The sequence below is a fragment of the Micromonospora arida genome, assembly GCF_003857035.1.
Taxonomy (GTDB): domain Bacteria; phylum Actinomycetota; class Actinomycetes; order Mycobacteriales; family Micromonosporaceae; genus Micromonospora; species Micromonospora arida.
On sequence record NZ_QGSY01000234.1, the window covers coordinates 1 to 15,934 of the forward strand.

Consider the following 15,934-nt stretch of genomic DNA (forward strand, 5'->3'; position numbering starts at 1 on the left):
CCCCACAACGCCTCACCGTGCGTGTCGAACCCGCCCCCACGCCGCCCTCCCGCGTCGATCTTGCACTTTCCGTGCCGGCAAAACGCCCATAAAGGACGTTCCGCCATCCGAAAGTGCAAGATCGACGGATGAGGGGGTGGGGCGCGGGGCGTCGGCCCGCGGATCAGGTCATGTTGGCGAGGAACTCGCTGTAGAACAGGCCCAGGGCGATGGCCACGCCGATGCCGGCGATGATCCAGAAACGGACCACGATGTTGACCTCGCTCCAGCCGGCCAGCTCGAAGTGGTGCTGGAGCGGAGACATTCGGAACACCCGTTTACCGGTGGTCTTGAAGGAGATGATCTGGATCACCACGGACATCGTGATGATCACGAAGAGCCCGCCGATGATCGGCAGCAGCAGGATGGTGCGGGTGGACATCGCCATGCCGGCGATCAGACCGCCCAGCCCCAACGCCCCGGTGTCACCCATGAAGATCCGCGCCGGGGACGTGTTCCACCAGAGGAAGCCCACACAGGCCCCGGCCGCCGCCCCGGCGATCAGCGCGATCTCCAACGGGTCGCGGACCTCGTAGCAGTACGGCTGGGTGTAGTTCGGGTCGGCGCACCAGTGCCGGTACTGCCAGAACGCGATCAGCGCGTACGCGGCGAGCACCATCACCGACGCGCCGGTGGCCAGACCGTCCAGGCCGTCGGTGAGGTTGACGCCGTTCGTCGCGGCCATCACCACGAAGATGAAGATGATCACCGCGCCGACCTTGCTGACCTCCAGGAAGTCGATGTCCCGGATGAAGCTCAGCGTGGTGCTGCCCACCGTCTCGGTGTTGGTCGCCAGGCCCGAACCGTTGGTCATCGTGCTCGGGAACCACAGCGCGATCACCCCGAAGACCGCACCGACCAGGATCTGCCCGAGCAACTTGCCGCGCTTGTTCAGCCCGGCGCTGTTGCGCTTGCGCACCTTGAGGAAGTCGTCGAGGAAACCCACAGCGCCGGAGAAGACCATCAGCCCCAGCAGTACCAGCGCGGTGATGGTCGGCTCCACCTGGGCGATCTGCTGGTCCGGCAGGGTGGTCAGGGCGAGGTGCCCGGCCACGTACGCGATCACCGTGGCGAGGATGAAGACCACGCCACCCATCGTGGGCGTGCCCTTCTTGCCCTGGTGCATGGCCGGGCCGTCGGACCGGATCGGCTGACCGGCCTTGAGCCGGGTGAACACCTTGATCGCGATCGGGGTGCAGAAGAGCGAGACGAGGAAGGCCACCCCGATGGCGACGATGACCGCCCTCATCGGGTCGACTCCCCACCGGCGTCGGCGCGCAGGGCGTCGGCCACCTCCCAGGTGCGGTACCGGGAGCCCTTGACCAGGACGACATCACCCGGTCGTAGCTCGCTCCGCAGCACCTCGACGGCCGCCGCCTGATCGGTGAGCAGCACCGACTCTCCTCCCCAGTTTGCTACCGCTGTCGCGCCTTCGTGGATCGGCGCGGCCGGCTCACCCACCACGAGCAGCCGGTCGACACCCAGCTCGGCCGCGAGTTGGCCGACCTCGGCGTGGCCGTCGTACTCGAACGGGCCCAGCTCGGCCATGTAACCAAGCACCGCGACGGTACGCCGCCCCTGGCCCATGCTCGCCAGCGCCCGCACCGCTACCGCCATCGAGGCCGGGTTGGCGTTGTACGAGTCGTCGATCACGGTCACCCCGTCGGGGCGGTCGAAGACGTCCATCCGTCGGGTCGAGACCAGCCCCAGTTCTCCGAGGGCCGTGGCCAGCTCGGCCAGCGGCATGCCCAGCTCCCGGACGACCGCCGCCGCAGCGAGCGTGTTCCCGACCTGGTGGCGGCCGGCCAGCCGGAGCCGCACCGGCGCGCGTCCCTCCGGGGTGACCAGGGTGTACGACGGGTGACCCCGCTCGTCGAGCGTGACGTCCTCGGCGCGCACGTCGGCGTCGGGCGCCTCGCCGTAGCGGACCACCCGGGCCTGGGTGCGGCTCGCCATCGCGTCCACCCGGGGATCGTCGGCGTTCAGCACGGCCAGCCCGTCCGGCGGCAGCGCCTCCACCAGCTCGCCCTTGGCCAGGGCGATGGCGTCCTGCGAGCCGAACTCGCCGATGTGCGAGGTGCCGACGTTGAGCACCACGGAGATCCGGGGCGGCACCAGCTCGCACAGGTACCGCACGTGCCCGACCCCGCGCGCGCCCTTCTCCATCACCAGGTAGCGGGTGTCCGGGTCAGCCCGCAGGGCGGTGTACGGGTGCCCCAGCTCGTTGTTGAACGAGCCGGGTGGCGCCACAGTGGCCCCGAGCCGGGAGGTGAGCTGACCGATCAGGTCCTTCGTGGTGGTCTTGCCGGACGAGCCGGTCACGCCGATCACGGTCAGCCCGGGCAGCCGGTCCACCGCGGCGCGGGCCAGTCGACCCATCGCGGTCAGGGCGTCGTCGACCAGCACCATCGGCACCCCGGGCACCTCTCGGCTGCCGAGCACCGCCACCGCGCCGGCCTGGATCGCCGTCGCCGCGTAGTCGTGCCCGTCGACCTTCTCCCCCGGGAAGGCCACGAAGAGCGAACCGGGCCCCACCTTGCGCGAGTCGAACTCCACCGATCCGGTGACGGTGGCGGCCGGGTCGGCGGCCACCAGCCGCCCGTCGACCGCCGCGGCCACCTCGGCCAGGCTCAGCGTGATCACGGCTGACCCGCCAGGTCCCCGAAGCGGGCGCGCAGCGCCTCGGCCAACTCGATGCTGTCGTCGAACGGAAGCACCTGGCCCGCCACCTCCTGGCCGCGTTCGTGGCCCTTGCCGAGCAGCGCGATCACGTCGCCCGGCTGGGCCAGCCGCACCGCCTCGTCGATCGCGGCGCGGCGGCCCGCCACCTCGATGATCCGGGCGGCCGTGCCGGCCCGGTACGCCCCGGCGAGCACCTCGGCGCGGATCTCCCCCGGGTCCTCGGTGCGCGGGTTGTCGTCGGTCACCAGCACCACGTCGGCTCCCTCCGCCGCGGCGGCACCCATCACCGGCCGCTTGCCCCGGTCCCGGTCCCCACCGGCGCCGATCACACAGATCAGTCGGCCGGCGCTCAACTCGCGCAGCGCGGCCAGCGCGGCCACGATCGCGTCCGACTTGTGGGCGTAGTCGACCACCCCGCGCACCGGCGCGGCCACGTCGACCAGCTCCAGCCGGCCCGGGACGCCCCCGCAGGCGGCCACACCGGTCGCCGCGGTCACCGGGTCCACCCCGGCACCGACCAGTGCGGCGATGGCCAGCAGCGCGTTGGCCACGTTGTGCCGGCCGGGCAGCGCGACACCGGCGGACAGGGCCACGCCGTTCGGGCCGTGCGCGGTGAACCGCTGCGCGTACCCCTCGCCACCCACACCGTCGGCCCACCAGGTCGCGCCCTGCTCACCGGCCGCCGAGTAGGTGACAGTGCTCGGCTTGAGCAGCGGCTTCAACGCCGGGTCGTCGTGGTTGAGCACCTCGACCGCGCAGCGCCCGTCGAACAGTTGGGCCTTCGCGGCGAAGTAGTCGTCGCTGTCGGCGTGGAAGTCCAGGTGGTCGGAGCCGAAGTTGGTGTAACCGCCGACGGCGAACCGCACACCGCCCACCCGGCCCATGGCCAGCGCGTGGCTGGAGACCTCCATGACCACTGCGGTGACCCCACGCTCGCGGGCGGTGGCCAGCATGGCGTGCAGGTCGGTCGCCTCGGGGGTGGTGCGGACACTGTCGATCACCAGATCGCCGAGCCGGGTCTCCACCGTCCCGACCAGCCCGGTGGTGTGCCCGGCGGCCCGCAGCCCCGACTCGATCAGGTACGCGGTGGAGGTCTTGCCCGCGGTGCCGGTCACCCCGATCACTGTGAGATCGGCTGTCGGGTCGCCATACACGGCCGAGGCCAGCTCGCCGAGCACGGCGCGCGGGTCGGGCACCACCAGGGTGGGCAGGCCGGTTCCCGCCGCCAACTCCGCGCCGGCCCTGTCGGTCAGCAGCGCCACCGCACCCGCCTCGACGGCGCCGGCGGCGAACTCCGCGCCGTGCCGACGGGCACCGGGCAGCGCCGCGTACAGGTCGCCGGGGCGAACCTCCTGGCTGGCGTGGGTGACCCCGGAGACGACCACCGCGGCGGCGTCCGCCGGAAGGTCGACGGCGAGCCGGACGGCGAGATCACCGAGCCGGACTCCGGTCACGGTACGTGGACGTGGATTGCCGGGCACGGCGTCAGACCCTACCCGGTCGTCCGGTTCCGGCCGCACAGCCGCCCCGGTGGTTCGTCGGCACTCACCGATGATGTCCCGCCATCGCTGCTCAGCGCGGATAGACCACGAACTTGGGCGCGGATCCGCCGGTCGAGGGCGGCACCCGGTAGTGACGCAGAGTGAACTGCATCATGTCGCGGAACGCTGGATTGGCGATCGCCGCGCCCCCGCCGTTGGGCGCGTAGACGAAGACGGCGATCACGTAGCGGGGGTTCTCGGCGGGGGCCATGCCGATGAACGAGGACACCTCACCGGGCTGCTTCTTGCCGTTCACCAGCCGCCACCCGGTGCCGGTCTTGCCGGCGACCCGGTAACCGGGGACCGCGGCGGTCAGGCCGGTGGCGTGGTCGACGGTGGTGACCGCCTCCAGCATGGTGCGCAGGGCCGCCGCGTTCTGCGGGCTGAGCACCGACCGGGTCACCGGGGCCGCCGCGGGGGTGCGCTTGCCGTCCGGCCCGATCACCTCCTTGACCAGGTGCGGCTGCACGTACGTGCCGTTGTTGGCGATGGCGGCGTACGCGGCGGCCATCTGCAACGGGGTGGCGTCGACGCTGTGCCCGATCGGCACCGACCCGCGCGACGACCCGCTCCACTCGTCGGCCGGCAGCAGTCGCCCGCTGGCCTCGCCGGGCATCCCCTCGCCGGTCGGCTTACCCAGCCCGAACCGCTTCTGGTAGTCGATCAACCGGTCCCGGCCGAGCTTCTCGGCGATGGTGATGGTGCCGACGTTCGACGAGTAGGCGAGCATCCCCGGCACGCTCATCCGCCTGCCGTCGGCCGGGTGCGTGTCGGAGAACCAGGTGTCGCCCATCTTGATGTTGTTGGCGATCGGCAACGTGGTGTCCGGCGTGATCACCCCCTCCTGCAGGGCCGCGCCGTAGGTGATCGCCTTGTGCACCGAGCCGGGGTCGACCACGAAGCTGGTCGCGGCGTCCTCCCGGGCGACCGGGTCGCTGGGCACCGGCTTCGCCGCGTCGTAGGTGGGGTTGCTGGCCTGGGCCAGCACCGCGCCGGTGGGAATCTCGATGACCACGGCGGCGCCGGTGCCGCCCGGCGCCTGGGCCATGCCCGCGCTGAGGATCTGCTGCGTCCGGAACTGGAGGTCGCGGTTGAGGGTGAGAGCGAGCGAACTGCCCGGCTTGGCGAGCGTGGTCCGGCTGTAGCCACCCGGAATGGGCGCGGCGAGGTCGCCGAGGCCGGCCTCGTACACCCGTTTGCCGTCCTGACCGGCGAGCACGTCGTCGTAGCGGGCCTCCAGCCCTTCCAACCCGACCATGTCCTGGCTGGTGAAGCCGATCAGGTTGGCCGCCAGGTCACCGCCGGGCACCTCACGGCGCTCGTCGCGGTGCACCCCGATGCCGAGGAGCTCAAGCGCCTGCACCCGCTTGGCGGTGGAGATATCCACTCCCCGCGCCAGGTACACGAATCGGGACGCCTTACCGTCCTCCAGCTTGCGAGGCTTCATCAGCTCCACGAGCTTCGACACCGGGATGCCGAGCAGCGGGGAGATCGCCTTGGCGACGGCGGCCGAGTCCTTCACCTCGGTCGGGTCGGCGTACACGTACCGGGCCTCGACACTGCGGGCCAGCGGCGCGCCGGTGCTGTCGTAGATCGCGCCCCGCGGCGCCGGCAGCTCGACCGTGCGGAGGCGGTCGCTGATGCCACCCCCGGCGTACGCCGGAGCGTCGACCGTCTGGAGGAAGATCAGCCGGATCCCGATGGTGGCGAAGAGAGTCAGGGCGAGCACAGTGCCCAGCCGCAGCCGCAGCCGCGAGTCGGCCAGCTTCGGCGGGCGTCGTGGCTTGCGCGACGGCCGCCGGGCCGCCGGTCGGTCGGTGCGCCGCGGCGCGCGTGGCGTGGTCCGGCGACGCGGCGGCGGCTCGTCCCCACCCGGGCCACGGGGGGTACGCGGCGCGACGGTGCGCACCACCCCACCGCGTCCGGCCGCCGGAGCGTCGCGCCGGCCGGCCCGGGCGGCGGCCCGACCGCCGTCGAGCACCTGCAACGCCGGCCGGAACGGGTCACCGGACCGGGTGCTGCGCGGCGTACGCCGCTGCTCGGCGCCCTGACCGCGCGCCGGCGTACCGCGCTCCTCGCGGACGGTCCGACCTCTCGGGGTGTACGCCCGGGCACCGGAGATGCCCCCGATACCCGGCTCGCCGGTGCGCGGCTCACCGTCGGCGGCCCCGGCATCACGTGCAGAACCGCGCCGGGACCCCGTAGGGTCCCGGCGCGGCTCGTCAGACCTTGGTGGCACCGGTCAGCCTCCCGCGCCCTGGCTGGTCACCGACGGCTGGCCGTTCGCCGGCTGCGGCACACCGATGGTCTTGCCGTCCGGCAGCCGGATGTAGCCCGGCTCGCCGGCGTCGACCAGGCCCAACCGCCGCGCCTCGGCGGTCAGGTTGCCCGGCGCCTCGAAGTCGGCGATCTGCTTGTCCAGTTGCTGCTTCTCCAGGTCCAGTTGAGCCTGCTGCTGCTGCAACCGCTCCAGCCGGAACGCGTTCTCATTGATCTTGGTGTTGACCGCCAGGATGCCCAGCACCCCGCCGACCACCAGCACCACGATCAGTGCCGCGAACGGCGCACGCGGCACCGAGATCGGCGGCGGCGGCGCCACCCGCAGCCGCGGCGGGCGGGCGCTGGTGGCACTGGCGGCCTTCTCGACCGGCCGCAGCGCGGCGGTGCCCTGAGTCGGGAACTCGCGCGCCCCCCGGGCGCGAGTCTCCCCCTGCCGGTTCACTCGATCGATGCGTGGCGTACCGTTTCCGAGGCGCGGAGCCCGCTCCGCCGCGGTCCGGCCCCCCGACCGCGGTGCGCGCTGCCCGCCGCCGGTGACGTCCCGGCGGTCGCGCTTGTCAATGCTCATGTCCCTCCCCCTCACCGTCCCTCTAGCCGTCCCGGTGCCCCTGACCCCCCACGGATCAGGCGGACCCCGTGCCCGGTTGGTGCATTCCCTTCACCCGTCGGCGAGACCGTTCGCGGTCGGTCCGCCCAAGCTCAGTCGCGTTCGGGTCGAGTCGCTCCGCGGCCCGCAGCCGCACCGAGGCGGCCCGCGGGTTCGCGGCGACCTCCGCCTCCCCCGGCAGTTCGGCGCCCCGGCTGAGCAGCCGGAACGTCGGACCGGACCCGGGAAGCTCGACCGGGAGGTCAATCGGGCCCTTACTGCGGACCCGGTCCGTGAGGGCCGCCTTGGTGAGCCTGTCCTCCAGCGAGTGGTAGGACAGGACCACCATGCGACCGCCCACGGTCAGTGCGTCGAGTGCGGATGGCAACGCTGTCTCCAGCGCTGCCAGCTCTCTGTTTACCTCGATCCGTAAAGCCTGAAACGTTCTCTTTGCCGGGTGACCACCCGTTCGTCGGGCTGGTGCCGGAATGGAGTCCCGAACCAGCTCCGCCAGCAGCGCGGACGAGGTGATCCGGGCCCGCTCCCGCTGCCGGATGATCGCCGAGGCGATCCGGCCGGCGAACTTCTCCTCGCCGTAGACCCGCAGCACCCGGGCCAGGTCCGGATGCGCGTACGTGTTGACCACCTCTTCGGCGGTCACACCCCGGGTCTGGTCCATCCGCATGTCCAACGGCGCGTCCTGGGCGTACGCGAACCCTCGGTCGGGCGCGTCCAACTGCAACGACGAGACACCCAGGTCGAACAGGATGCCGTCGATGGCCGGATAACCCAGCCGGTCCAGCACGTCCGGCAACTCGTCGTAGACGGCGTGCTCCAGGTGCACCCGATCGGCGAACCGGGCCAGCCGGACCCGCGCGTGAGCGAGCGCCTCGGTGTCCCGGTCGAGCCCGATCAGGACCGTCTCCGGATGCGCCTCGAGCACCGCCTCCGCATGCCCGGCCAGACCGAGCGTCGCGTCGACGTGGACCGTCCGGCCGCCTCGACCCAGCGCGGGGGCCAGCAGCTCGAGACACCGCTCGAGCAGCACCGGCACGTGCGTGCCGCGCAACTCCCCCATGATGACCCCCACTGGTTGAAACGTCCGTTCTTCTCGTGCGCCTGTCGTCGGACGGCGCTGCCGTCGTACCGCCAGATCCCCATCCGCTCCCGCCTGACACCGGACCGTCGCCCAATGACTGGATCGTGCGCCTGGCACCGGGGAAGTGATGCCAGGAACTCGAAAGCGGCTGGAGATCTCGCAGTACGTCGGGCGCCGTTACCGCCCTACAGACCGCCGGGCAGCACCCCCTCCTCGATGTCGGCGAAGTCGTCTTCGCTCTCGGCGAGGTAGGTCTCCCAGGCGACCTTGTCCCAGATCTCCACCCGTGTGCTCGCGCCGATCACCACCAACTCGCGGTCCAACGCGGCATAGGCCCGCAGGTGAGCCGGGATGGTCACCCGACCCTGCTTGTCCGGAACCTCGTCGTGCGCGCTGGCAAAGAAGACCCGGCTGTAGGCCCGGGCCGCCTTGTGGGTCATCGGCTGTGCGCGCAACTGCTCCGCGATCCGCTGGAACTCAGGGGTCGGGAAGACGTAGAGGCAGCGCTCCTGCCCTTTAGTGACCACGACACCCCCCGCCAGCTCATCCCGGAACTTGGCCGGAAGGATCAACCGGCCCTTTTCGTCCAGGCGCGGAGTGTGGGTGCCGAGGAACATCGGCCCAACCCCCTCGCCCTTGAGCGGCGTTCGCGGCGCCGCTGACCCCCCGGGCCGGTGAGCCCTCCCGGCCTCACCATTGGTCCCCACTCTACTCCACTTCCCTCCACCCGCAACCAAATTCGCCCGCGTGGCGCGCCTGACCCGACGGCAAAACCGCACGTCACAAGGGGTGGAGCGGAGTGGAGGGCTCCGCCCGCCCCTCGGCGTGGTCCGCTTTCCGACATAGATCGACTCCGTCCGGGGGAGGCGGGCCCGGCCGCCAGCGCAGCCACCACGGCCGAACGGTTCACCGTCGGCGGCGATCTGGTGGGGGCGGCGGTCCGGTAACCTCGCTCGCGTGACGGACGCGAAAATGCCCCTACGGGCCAAGGTGGCCAGCTCCGTGTCACGGACCGCCGCGGCGCTCTCCCGGGCGGCCGGCCGTGGCGACGGTTCAGTGATCGGCGGGTGGATCGGCCTGAAGATCGACCCGGACCTGCTGGCCCACCTGTCGGCCGGGCGCGCGATCGCGCTCGTCTCCGGCACCAACGGCAAGACCACCACCACCCGATTGACCTCCGCCGCGGTCGGCGTGCTCGGCCGGGTCGCCACCAACTCGTTCGGCGCCAACATGCCCAGCGGGCACACCTCGGCGCTGGCCAAGGCCGGCAGCACCCCGTACGCGGTGCTGGAGGTCGACGAGCACTACCTGGCGCAGGTGCTGGAGGCGACCGAGCCGCACGTGGTCGCGCTGCTCAACCTCTCCCGCGACCAGCTCGACCGCGCCAAGGAGGTCGCCATGATGGCGCAGCTCTGGCGCGCGGCGCTGGTCCGGCACACCGACGTACGGGTGGTGGCCAACGCCGACGACCCGCTGGTCGTGTGGGCAGCCACCCCACCTGGCGACCCCGCCCGGGGCATCAACCCGCCGCACGTGACGTGGTTCAGTGCCGGCCAACGCTGGCACGACGACTCCTGGGTCTGCCCGGAGTGCGGCTCCACCATCCAGCGCTCCGGCGAGCAGTGGTGGTGCACCGGCTGCCCGCTACGCCGACCGGAGCCGCACTGGGTCGTCGAGGACGAGGGCGTGCTCGACCCCACCGGCGCCTGGCACAAGGTCTCCCTGCAACTGCCCGGCAAGGTCAACCTCGGCAACGCGGCGACCGCGCTGGCGGTGGCCGCCGAGTTCGGCGTCCGCCCGGTCGACGCGGTGTCCCGCCTCGGCATCGTCACCTCGGTGGCCGGCCGCTACGCCCAGGTCGACAAGGACGGGCGCAACATCCGGCTGCTGCTGGCCAAGAACCCGGCCAGTTGGCTGGAGGCGTTCGACATGGCCGACGAGGCGCCGACCCTGCTCTCCATCAACGCGCGCGACCCCGACGGTCTGGACACCTCCTGGCTGTACGACGTCGACTTCGCCCCGCTCCGCGGCCGGCAGGTGTTGATCACCGGCGACCGGGCATACGACCTGGCGGTTCGACTGGACGTCAACGACGTGCCGTTCCAGCACGTCCGCACGTTCGACGACGCCCTCCGGTCGGTCCCGCCAGGGCGGCTGGAGGTCATCGCGAACTACACCGCGTTCCAGGACATCCGAGCGGAGTTGGACCGTGTCATCTGAGAGTCTGCGCATCGTCTGGATCTACCCCGACCTGCTCTCCACCTACGGAGACCGGGGCAACGCCCTGATCCTCGCCCGGCGGGCCCGTCAGCGTGGGATGCCGGTCGAGGTGCTGGAGGTCCGCTCCGACGAGCGGCTGCCCGCGACCGCCGACATCTACCTGGTCGGTGGCGGCGAGGACGGCCCGCAGGCGCTCGGCGCACAGCGGCTGCTGGCCGACGGCGGCCTGCACCGCGCCGTCGCGCAGGGCTCGGTGGTGTTCGGCGTCTGCGCCGGCTACCAGCTGCTCGGCACCTCGTTCTTCGCCAAGGGTGTGCAGTGCCGCGGGCTGGAGCTGCTCGACCTGCGTTCCGACCGGGGCGAGAGCCGGGCCGTGGGCGAGCTGGCCGGTGAGATCGACCCCCGGCTGGGCCTGCCCCCGCTGACCGGTTTCGAGAACCACGGCGGCCGCACCCACCTCGGTCCGGAGGTCTCCCCGCTGGCCCGGGTCACCGCCGGGGTGGGCAACGACGGTGCCACCGAGGGCGCGTGGCGCGGCAAGTTGCTGGGCACCTACTCGCACGGGCCGGCGCTGGCTCGCAACCCGGCCCTGGCCGACCTGCTGCTGCGCTGGGCCACCGGGGCACACCAGCTCCCGCCGTTGGACGACACCTGGTCGGACCGGCTCCGCAACGAGCGCCGCTCCGCGGTGGCCGCCGCCCGGGCATGATCCGTGCCGTCCGGCGGCTGCTCCGGCAGCCGTCGGCCGCCCGGTTCGCCCTGCTCGTCCTGCTGATCGGCGGGTGCGGGTTACTGCTGCTGCTGGTGCCGCGGCCGGATCCGGCGCAGTTGCCGCTGGTCGCCGACCGGCTGGGCGACCTCGCCCCGGTGGCGGCGATCCTCGGTGGCGCGCTGCTGCTGGTCGCGCTGGTGCCCCGGACCTTCATCACGCTCGCCGCAGGTGCGATCTTCGGCCCGCTGGAGGGCGCCGCGTACGCCCTGAGCGCCGCGCTGGTGGCGGCGGCGATCGGTTTCACGGTCGGCCGGTTGCTCGGTCGGGAGTTCGTGGCCGAACGGGTCCGCGGTCGCCTGGCCCGCCTCGACGGCTGGTTCGCCCGGCAGAGCGTGCTCGGTGTGGTCACCGTCCGGCTGCTGCCGATCGCCGGCTTCGGCCTGGTCAGCTACGGCTACGGCACCACCGGCGCCCGGGTGCTGCCGTTCCTGACCGGCAGCGTGATCGCGTCCGCGCCGACCGCCTTCGGCTACGCGGCGATCGGCGCGGCGGTCAGCTCCCCCGGCCACGTCAACTGGTACGCCGCCGCCCCGGCCAGCCTCGGCCTGATCGCCAGCCTGCTCGTCCCCACCGCCGTGCCGGCACCCCCGGCCGTCGCCGCCCCGTCCGGCGGCAAGAAGGTCATCGTCCAGCTCTTCGAGTGGAACTGGCCCTCGGTGGCCAGCGAGTGCCAGAGCACCCTCGGCCCGAAGGGTTACGGCTACGTGCAGGTCTCGCCCCCGCAGGAGCACGTGCGGGGCAACCAGTGGTGGCTGGCGTACCAGCCGGTCAGCTATCGGATCGAATCCCGCAAGGGCACCCGGGCCCAGTTCCAGTCGATGGTGAACACCTGCCACGCGGCCGGGGTCAAGGTGATCGTCGACGCGGTGATCAACCACATGTCCGGTCAGGACAACGGCGGCACCGGCTGGGCCGGCTCGTCCTACTCGCACTACGACTACCCGGGCATCTACCAGACCCAGGACTTCCACCACTGCGGGCGCAACGGCGGCGACGACATCGCCAACTACAACGACAGGTACGAGGTGCAGAACTGTGAACTGGTCAACCTCTCGGACCTGAAGACCGAGTCGGACTACGTCCGCACGAAGATCGCCTCGTACCTCAACGACCTGCTCTCGCTCGGCGTCGACGGCTTCCGGATGGACGCCAGCAAGCACATGCCGGCCGCCGACATCGCCGCCATCAGGGGCAAGCTGTCCCGCTCCGCGTACATCGTGCAGGAGGTCATTTACGGCGCCGGCGAGCCGGTCCAGCCGACCGAGTACACCGGCAACGGTGACGTGCACGAGTTCCGCTACGGCAAGGACCTGGCCCGGGTGTTCCGCTCCGAGCGGTTGGCGTACCTGCGCAACTTCGGCGAGGGCTGGGGGCACCTGCCCACCGGAAAGGGCTCGGTGTTCGTGGACAACCACGACACCCAGCGCGACTCCGGTGGGGTGCTGACCTACCGCGACCGGGGCATCTACGCGCTGGCGAACGCCTTCATGCTGGCCTGGCCGTACGGCTCCCCGACGGTCATGTCCAGCTACACCTTCAGCAACCGGGACGCCGGCCCGCCGTCGGACGGCGCCAACAAGACGCTCAACGCCACCTGCTACTCCGGTTGGGAGTGCGAACACCGCTGGCCGGTGATCGCCAACATGGTCGGCTTCCGCAACGCCACCGAGGGCGCCGGCGTGGCCAACTGGTACGACAACGGCAACAACCACATCGCGTTCAGCCGCAGCGGCAAGGGCTTCCTCACCGTCAACGACGAGGACTCCGCGGTGAACGGCCGCTCCTACTACACGGGGCTGCCCGCCGGTCGATACTGCGACGTCATCCACGGCACCTACGCGGGCGGCACGTGCAGCGGACCGGTGATCACGGTGGACGGTAGCGGCTGGTTCGCGGCGAACGTGCCGGCGCACGACGCCGTGGCCATCCACATCGGCGCGCGAATCTGATTCGCCCGGGGCCTCCGGACGGCGGGTCTCGCCGAACCGGGGGCCCCGAGGCATCAGCCACCATAGAGTGGTTTCGTGCCGTTTGACCGAAAGACTCCGTACCGTCGTCGCGGCCTCTGGGTGGCCGCCGCGATCGGCGTACCCGCGCTGCTGGTGACCGCGCTGCTGGTCGGCCAGGCCCTCACGCCGAGCTCGACGGCCCCCGACGACCGCAACGTGGTGGCAGCCGACCCCACTCCGAGCAGTGTGGAGCAGAGCCCGGAGGAGTCGATACCGCCGGCCGCGCCCGCCCCGGACGGGTTGCCGGTGGTCGACTACGACCCCGCACCCGGAGGGTTCCCCACCGATCCGAACACCATGGACGTCACGCCGCTGGCCGACGGCGTGCACCCGACCAGACGGATCGCCGCGTACGACGCGCCCGGCGGTCGGCCGCGCGCCTTCCTCGAACCGACAATCAGCGGTGTCGAGCTGACCATGCCGATCGCCAAGCGGCGTGCCGGCTGGACGGCGGTCCTGCTGCCCTCGGCCAACCGACGGCTCGCCTGGCTGCCGCCCGGCGGGCTCGAGACGGTGCCGCTGCGCGACCAGATCGTGGTGGAACGCAAGGTCCACCGGCTCACCTGGTACCGGGCCGGCAAGGCGGTGCGCTCCTGGAAGGTCAGCCTCGGCCAGTCGGGCCAGGAGACCCCACTGGGGCGGACCTTCATCCTGGGCCGCACCCCACCGCCGGAGGAGGTCTACGGCGGGGTGGACATCTACGCCCTCGGTTCGGTGCCCGACGACCCGGAGTCGGTGCCGTCCGGGCTGCGCGGCGCGCACATCGGGGTGCACACCTGGTACAACGACGACGAGCTGGGCGAGAACACCACGAACGGCTGTATCCGGCTGACCCGCAGCGGTCAGCGGGAACTGCTCGCCGAGGTCCGTCCCGGCAGCAGCGTCGTCGTGGTCGACCAACTGGCCGCCCCACCGCCGACCGCCTGAGCACCGGCACCTACTGTCACTCGCCGAGCAGCCAGCCGTTCTGCTCGGCGACCCGGATCGCGTCGGCCCGGTTGCGGGCACCGGTCTTGCCGATCGCCGCGGACAGGTGGTTGCGTACCGTCCCCTCGGAGAGGTGCAACGCCCTGGCCAGGTCGGCGGCGCTCCCACCGCCCCGGGCGGTCCGCAGCACCTCGGTCTCCCGCTCGGTCAGCGGGCTGACCCCGGCGGCCAGCGTCTCCGCGGCCAGCGTCGGGTCGACCACCCGTAGGCCGGCGTGCACCCTGCGGACCGCGTCGGCGAGCTGCCGGGCCGGGGTGTCCTTGACCACGAAACCGCTCGCACCGGCCTCCATCGCCCGGCGCAGGTAGCCGGGTCGACCGAAGGTCGTCACCACCAGTACCCGGCAGGTCGGCAGCGCGGCCCGCAACGCCGCGGTGGCGGCGATCCCGTCCAGGCCGGGCATCTCCACGTCCAGCAGGGCGACGTCGGGAGCGCTGCGTCGGGCCTCGGGCACCACCTCGTCGCCCCGGCCGACCTCGGCGACCACTGTCAGGTCCTCCTCCAGCGAGAGCAGGGCGGCCAGCGCGCCCCGGACCAGCGCCTGGTCGTCGGCGAGCAGCAGCCGGATCGGCGTGGAACCGCCGCTCACCGGGACTCCCCCGGCGCGTGCACCCGCAGCAGAAAGCCGTCGCCCGCCGGCCGCCGGCCGACGGTCACCACCGCGTCCAGCCGCCGCGCCCGCTCCCGCAGGCCGACCAGCCCGTGCCCGCTCGGGTCGGGTGTGGACGGGCCACGACCGTCGTCACTGATGTCGACCCGGTCCGGGTACACCCGGATCACGCAGCACCGCGCCCCGCTGTGCCGGACCACGTTGGTCACCCCTTCCCGTACCGCCCAGCCGAACAACCGGTCCCACTCCTCCGGCAGCTCCGGCACCTCGGCCGACACGTCCGCCGCGATGCCCGCCGCGGCCAGCGCGGAGCGGGCGCCCGCCAACTCGGCGGCCAGGCTCACCTCGCGGTACGCCCCGACCGTCTGCCGTACGTCGGCCAGCGCGGCCCGGGCCAGCGCCTCCACCTCGGAGATCTCGGTGGCGGCCCGCTCCCGGTCGACCTCGATCAGACGCCCGGCCAACTCGGCCTTGATCGCCACCACGGTCAGCGAGTGCCCGAGGATGTCGTGCAGGTCGCGGGCAGCGCGGGCCCGCTCCTCGGCGACCGCGAGCCGGCCGATCTCCTGCTGGGCGGCCCGGAGTTCGCTGTTGCGCTGAGCCAACTGGGAGAACCCGAACATGGCGAACGAGGCGAGCAGCACGGCGAAGACGATGCCCTTCTCCGCCTCCCACCCCGGCACCAGCCAGGACGCCAGCACCGGGGTCACCGTGCAGAGCAGCACGGTGGCCAACGCCTCCCACCGCGGCAGCAGGAACACCGCCGCCGCGGCCACGTAGACCACGGTGGCCAGCCAGTCCCCGCCGGTGCCCGGGAGACTGGCCAGGCCCACCGCGAACAGCAGCGCCAACGCGACCCGCGCCCGGCCCACCGGGATCGGCAGCATGGACTGGCGCCGCCTGCGGGCCCACTGGAACAGCAGCACGTAGCCGATGCCGAAGACGACCAGGGCGGCCACACCGAGGATCTGTCGCCACGGCTCCGGTTGGCGCAGCGCGGTGGCGAGCGGCACGTTGAGGAAGAACAGCCAGACCGCGGCCAGCAGCCAACCGGTGAACCGCCAGTGGCGGTTCACCGGCCAGGGCTGCCCGGTGGAGAGGTCCATCGG

The 15,934-nt window shown here is 72.1% G+C and carries 13 protein-coding genes and 2 pseudogenes; 6 read left to right on the plus strand and 9 right to left on the minus strand.

What is annotated here, in order from left to right:
- Nucleotides 1-163: 163 nt before the first annotated feature.
- From mraY to mraZ, 7 genes are all read right to left on the minus strand, one after another.
- Nucleotides 164-1,288, minus strand: coding sequence for a phospho-N-acetylmuramoyl-pentapeptide-transferase (gene mraY, locus DLJ58_RS23660; RefSeq protein ID WP_030334519.1), 1,125 nt, complete (start codon nt 1,286-1,288; stop codon nt 164-166).
- Nucleotides 1,285-2,682, minus strand: coding sequence for a UDP-N-acetylmuramoyl-tripeptide--D-alanyl-D-alanine ligase (locus DLJ58_RS23665; protein WP_124859404.1), 1,398 nt, complete (start codon nt 2,680-2,682; stop codon nt 1,285-1,287). The genes mraY and DLJ58_RS23665 overlap by 4 nt, the downstream gene beginning before the upstream one ends.
- The gene (locus DLJ58_RS23670) at nt 2,679-4,241 is read right to left on the minus strand and encodes a UDP-N-acetylmuramoyl-L-alanyl-D-glutamate--2,6-diaminopimelate ligase (RefSeq protein ID WP_124859406.1); all 1,563 of its coding nucleotides are present in this window, start codon (nt 4,239-4,241) and stop codon (nt 2,679-2,681) included. Before DLJ58_RS23670 ends, DLJ58_RS23665 begins: the two co-directional genes overlap by 4 nt.
- A 52-nt stretch (nt 4,242-4,293) precedes the next feature.
- On the minus strand, nt 4,294-6,501 hold the full coding sequence (locus tag DLJ58_RS23675) for a peptidoglycan D,D-transpeptidase FtsI family protein (protein ID WP_124859408.1): 2,208 nt from the start codon (nt 6,499-6,501) through the stop codon (nt 4,294-4,296).
- A gap of 3 nt (nt 6,502-6,504) precedes the next feature.
- Nucleotides 6,505-7,110 (minus strand): cell division protein FtsL, encoded by a 606-nt coding sequence (gene ftsL, locus DLJ58_RS23680; protein WP_124859410.1) that lies wholly within the window; start codon nt 7,108-7,110, stop codon nt 6,505-6,507.
- A gap of 55 nt (nt 7,111-7,165) precedes the next feature.
- A complete protein-coding gene (gene rsmH, locus DLJ58_RS23685; RefSeq protein WP_124859486.1) occupies nt 7,166-8,206 on the minus strand; it encodes a 16S rRNA (cytosine(1402)-N(4))-methyltransferase RsmH in 1,041 nt (346 codons plus the stop codon).
- 206 nt (nt 8,207-8,412) lie between these two features.
- Nucleotides 8,413-8,844, minus strand: a complete 432-nt coding sequence (mraZ, locus tag DLJ58_RS23690; RefSeq protein WP_030488958.1) for a division/cell wall cluster transcriptional repressor MraZ — start codon at nt 8,842-8,844, stop codon at nt 8,413-8,415.
- Between the two features lie 355 nt (nt 8,845-9,199).
- Here mraZ and DLJ58_RS23695 point away from each other — a divergent pair, with 355 nt between their 5' ends.
- The 6 genes and pseudogenes from DLJ58_RS23695 to DLJ58_RS23710 all read left to right on the plus strand — a co-directional run bounded on the left by DLJ58_RS23695 (nt 9,200) and on the right by DLJ58_RS23710 (nt 14,155).
- Entirely contained in the window at nt 9,200-10,447 is a 1,248-nt protein-coding gene (locus DLJ58_RS23695) for a MurT ligase domain-containing protein (protein WP_124859488.1), read from the plus strand.
- On the plus strand, nt 10,437-11,156 hold the full coding sequence (locus tag DLJ58_RS23700) for a type 1 glutamine amidotransferase (RefSeq protein ID WP_091407683.1): 720 nt from the start codon (nt 10,437-10,439) through the stop codon (nt 11,154-11,156). Before DLJ58_RS23695 ends, DLJ58_RS23700 begins: the two co-directional genes overlap by 11 nt.
- A pseudogene (locus DLJ58_RS34305) lies at nt 11,153-11,785 on the plus strand (TVP38/TMEM64 family protein); the annotation flags it as partial. The gene DLJ58_RS23700 and the pseudogene DLJ58_RS34305, both read left to right, overlap by 4 nt.
- A 219-nt stretch (nt 11,786-12,004) precedes the next feature.
- Nucleotides 12,005-12,370, plus strand: a pseudogene (locus tag DLJ58_RS35185) (alpha-amylase family glycosyl hydrolase); the annotation flags it as partial.
- Between the two features lie 492 nt (nt 12,371-12,862).
- Nucleotides 12,863-13,168 carry an alpha amylase C-terminal domain-containing protein gene (locus DLJ58_RS35190; protein WP_425271337.1) on the plus strand — a complete coding sequence of 102 codons (306 nt, stop codon included), beginning with the start codon at nt 12,863-12,865 and terminating at the stop codon, nt 13,166-13,168.
- A gap of 75 nt (nt 13,169-13,243) precedes the next feature.
- Complete coding sequence (locus DLJ58_RS23710) at nt 13,244-14,155, plus strand: L,D-transpeptidase (protein WP_124859414.1); 912 nt, start codon at nt 13,244-13,246, stop codon at nt 14,153-14,155.
- A 16-nt stretch (nt 14,156-14,171) separates the two neighbouring features.
- Here DLJ58_RS23710 and DLJ58_RS23715 read toward each other — a convergent pair whose 3' ends face one another.
- Both DLJ58_RS23715 and DLJ58_RS23720 read right to left on the minus strand, forming a co-directional pair.
- Nucleotides 14,172-14,804, minus strand: coding sequence for a response regulator transcription factor (locus DLJ58_RS23715; RefSeq protein ID WP_181539422.1), 633 nt, complete (start codon nt 14,802-14,804; stop codon nt 14,172-14,174).
- Nucleotides 14,801-15,931, minus strand: a complete 1,131-nt coding sequence (locus tag DLJ58_RS23720; RefSeq protein WP_124859416.1) for a histidine kinase — start codon at nt 15,929-15,931, stop codon at nt 14,801-14,803. The genes DLJ58_RS23715 and DLJ58_RS23720 overlap by 4 nt, the downstream gene beginning before the upstream one ends.
- Nucleotides 15,932-15,934: the final 3 nt, after the last annotated feature.

What these genes read in the sequence shown, in the direction of transcription:
- rsmH (WP_124859486.1), bottom strand. Translation starts at nt 8,206, where the DNA reads ATGGGGGAGTTGCGCGGCACGCACGTGCCGGTGCTGCTCGAGCGGTGT.
- DLJ58_RS23695 (WP_124859488.1), top strand. Translation starts at nt 9,200, where the DNA reads ATGCCCCTACGGGCCAAGGTGGCCAGCTCCGTGTCACGGACCGCCGCG.
- DLJ58_RS35190 (WP_425271337.1), top strand. Translation starts at nt 12,863, where the DNA reads ATGGTCGGCTTCCGCAACGCCACCGAGGGCGCCGGCGTGGCCAACTGG.
- mraY (WP_030334519.1), bottom strand. Translation starts at nt 1,288, where the DNA reads ATGAGGGCGGTCATCGTCGCCATCGGGGTGGCCTTCCTCGTCTCGCTC.
- ftsL (WP_124859410.1), bottom strand. Translation starts at nt 7,110, where the DNA reads ATGAGCATTGACAAGCGCGACCGCCGGGACGTCACCGGCGGCGGGCAG.
- mraZ (WP_030488958.1), bottom strand. Translation starts at nt 8,844, where the DNA reads ATGTTCCTCGGCACCCACACTCCGCGCCTGGACGAAAAGGGCCGGTTG.
- DLJ58_RS23720 (WP_124859416.1), bottom strand. Translation starts at nt 15,931, where the DNA reads ATGGACCTCTCCACCGGGCAGCCCTGGCCGGTGAACCGCCACTGGCGG.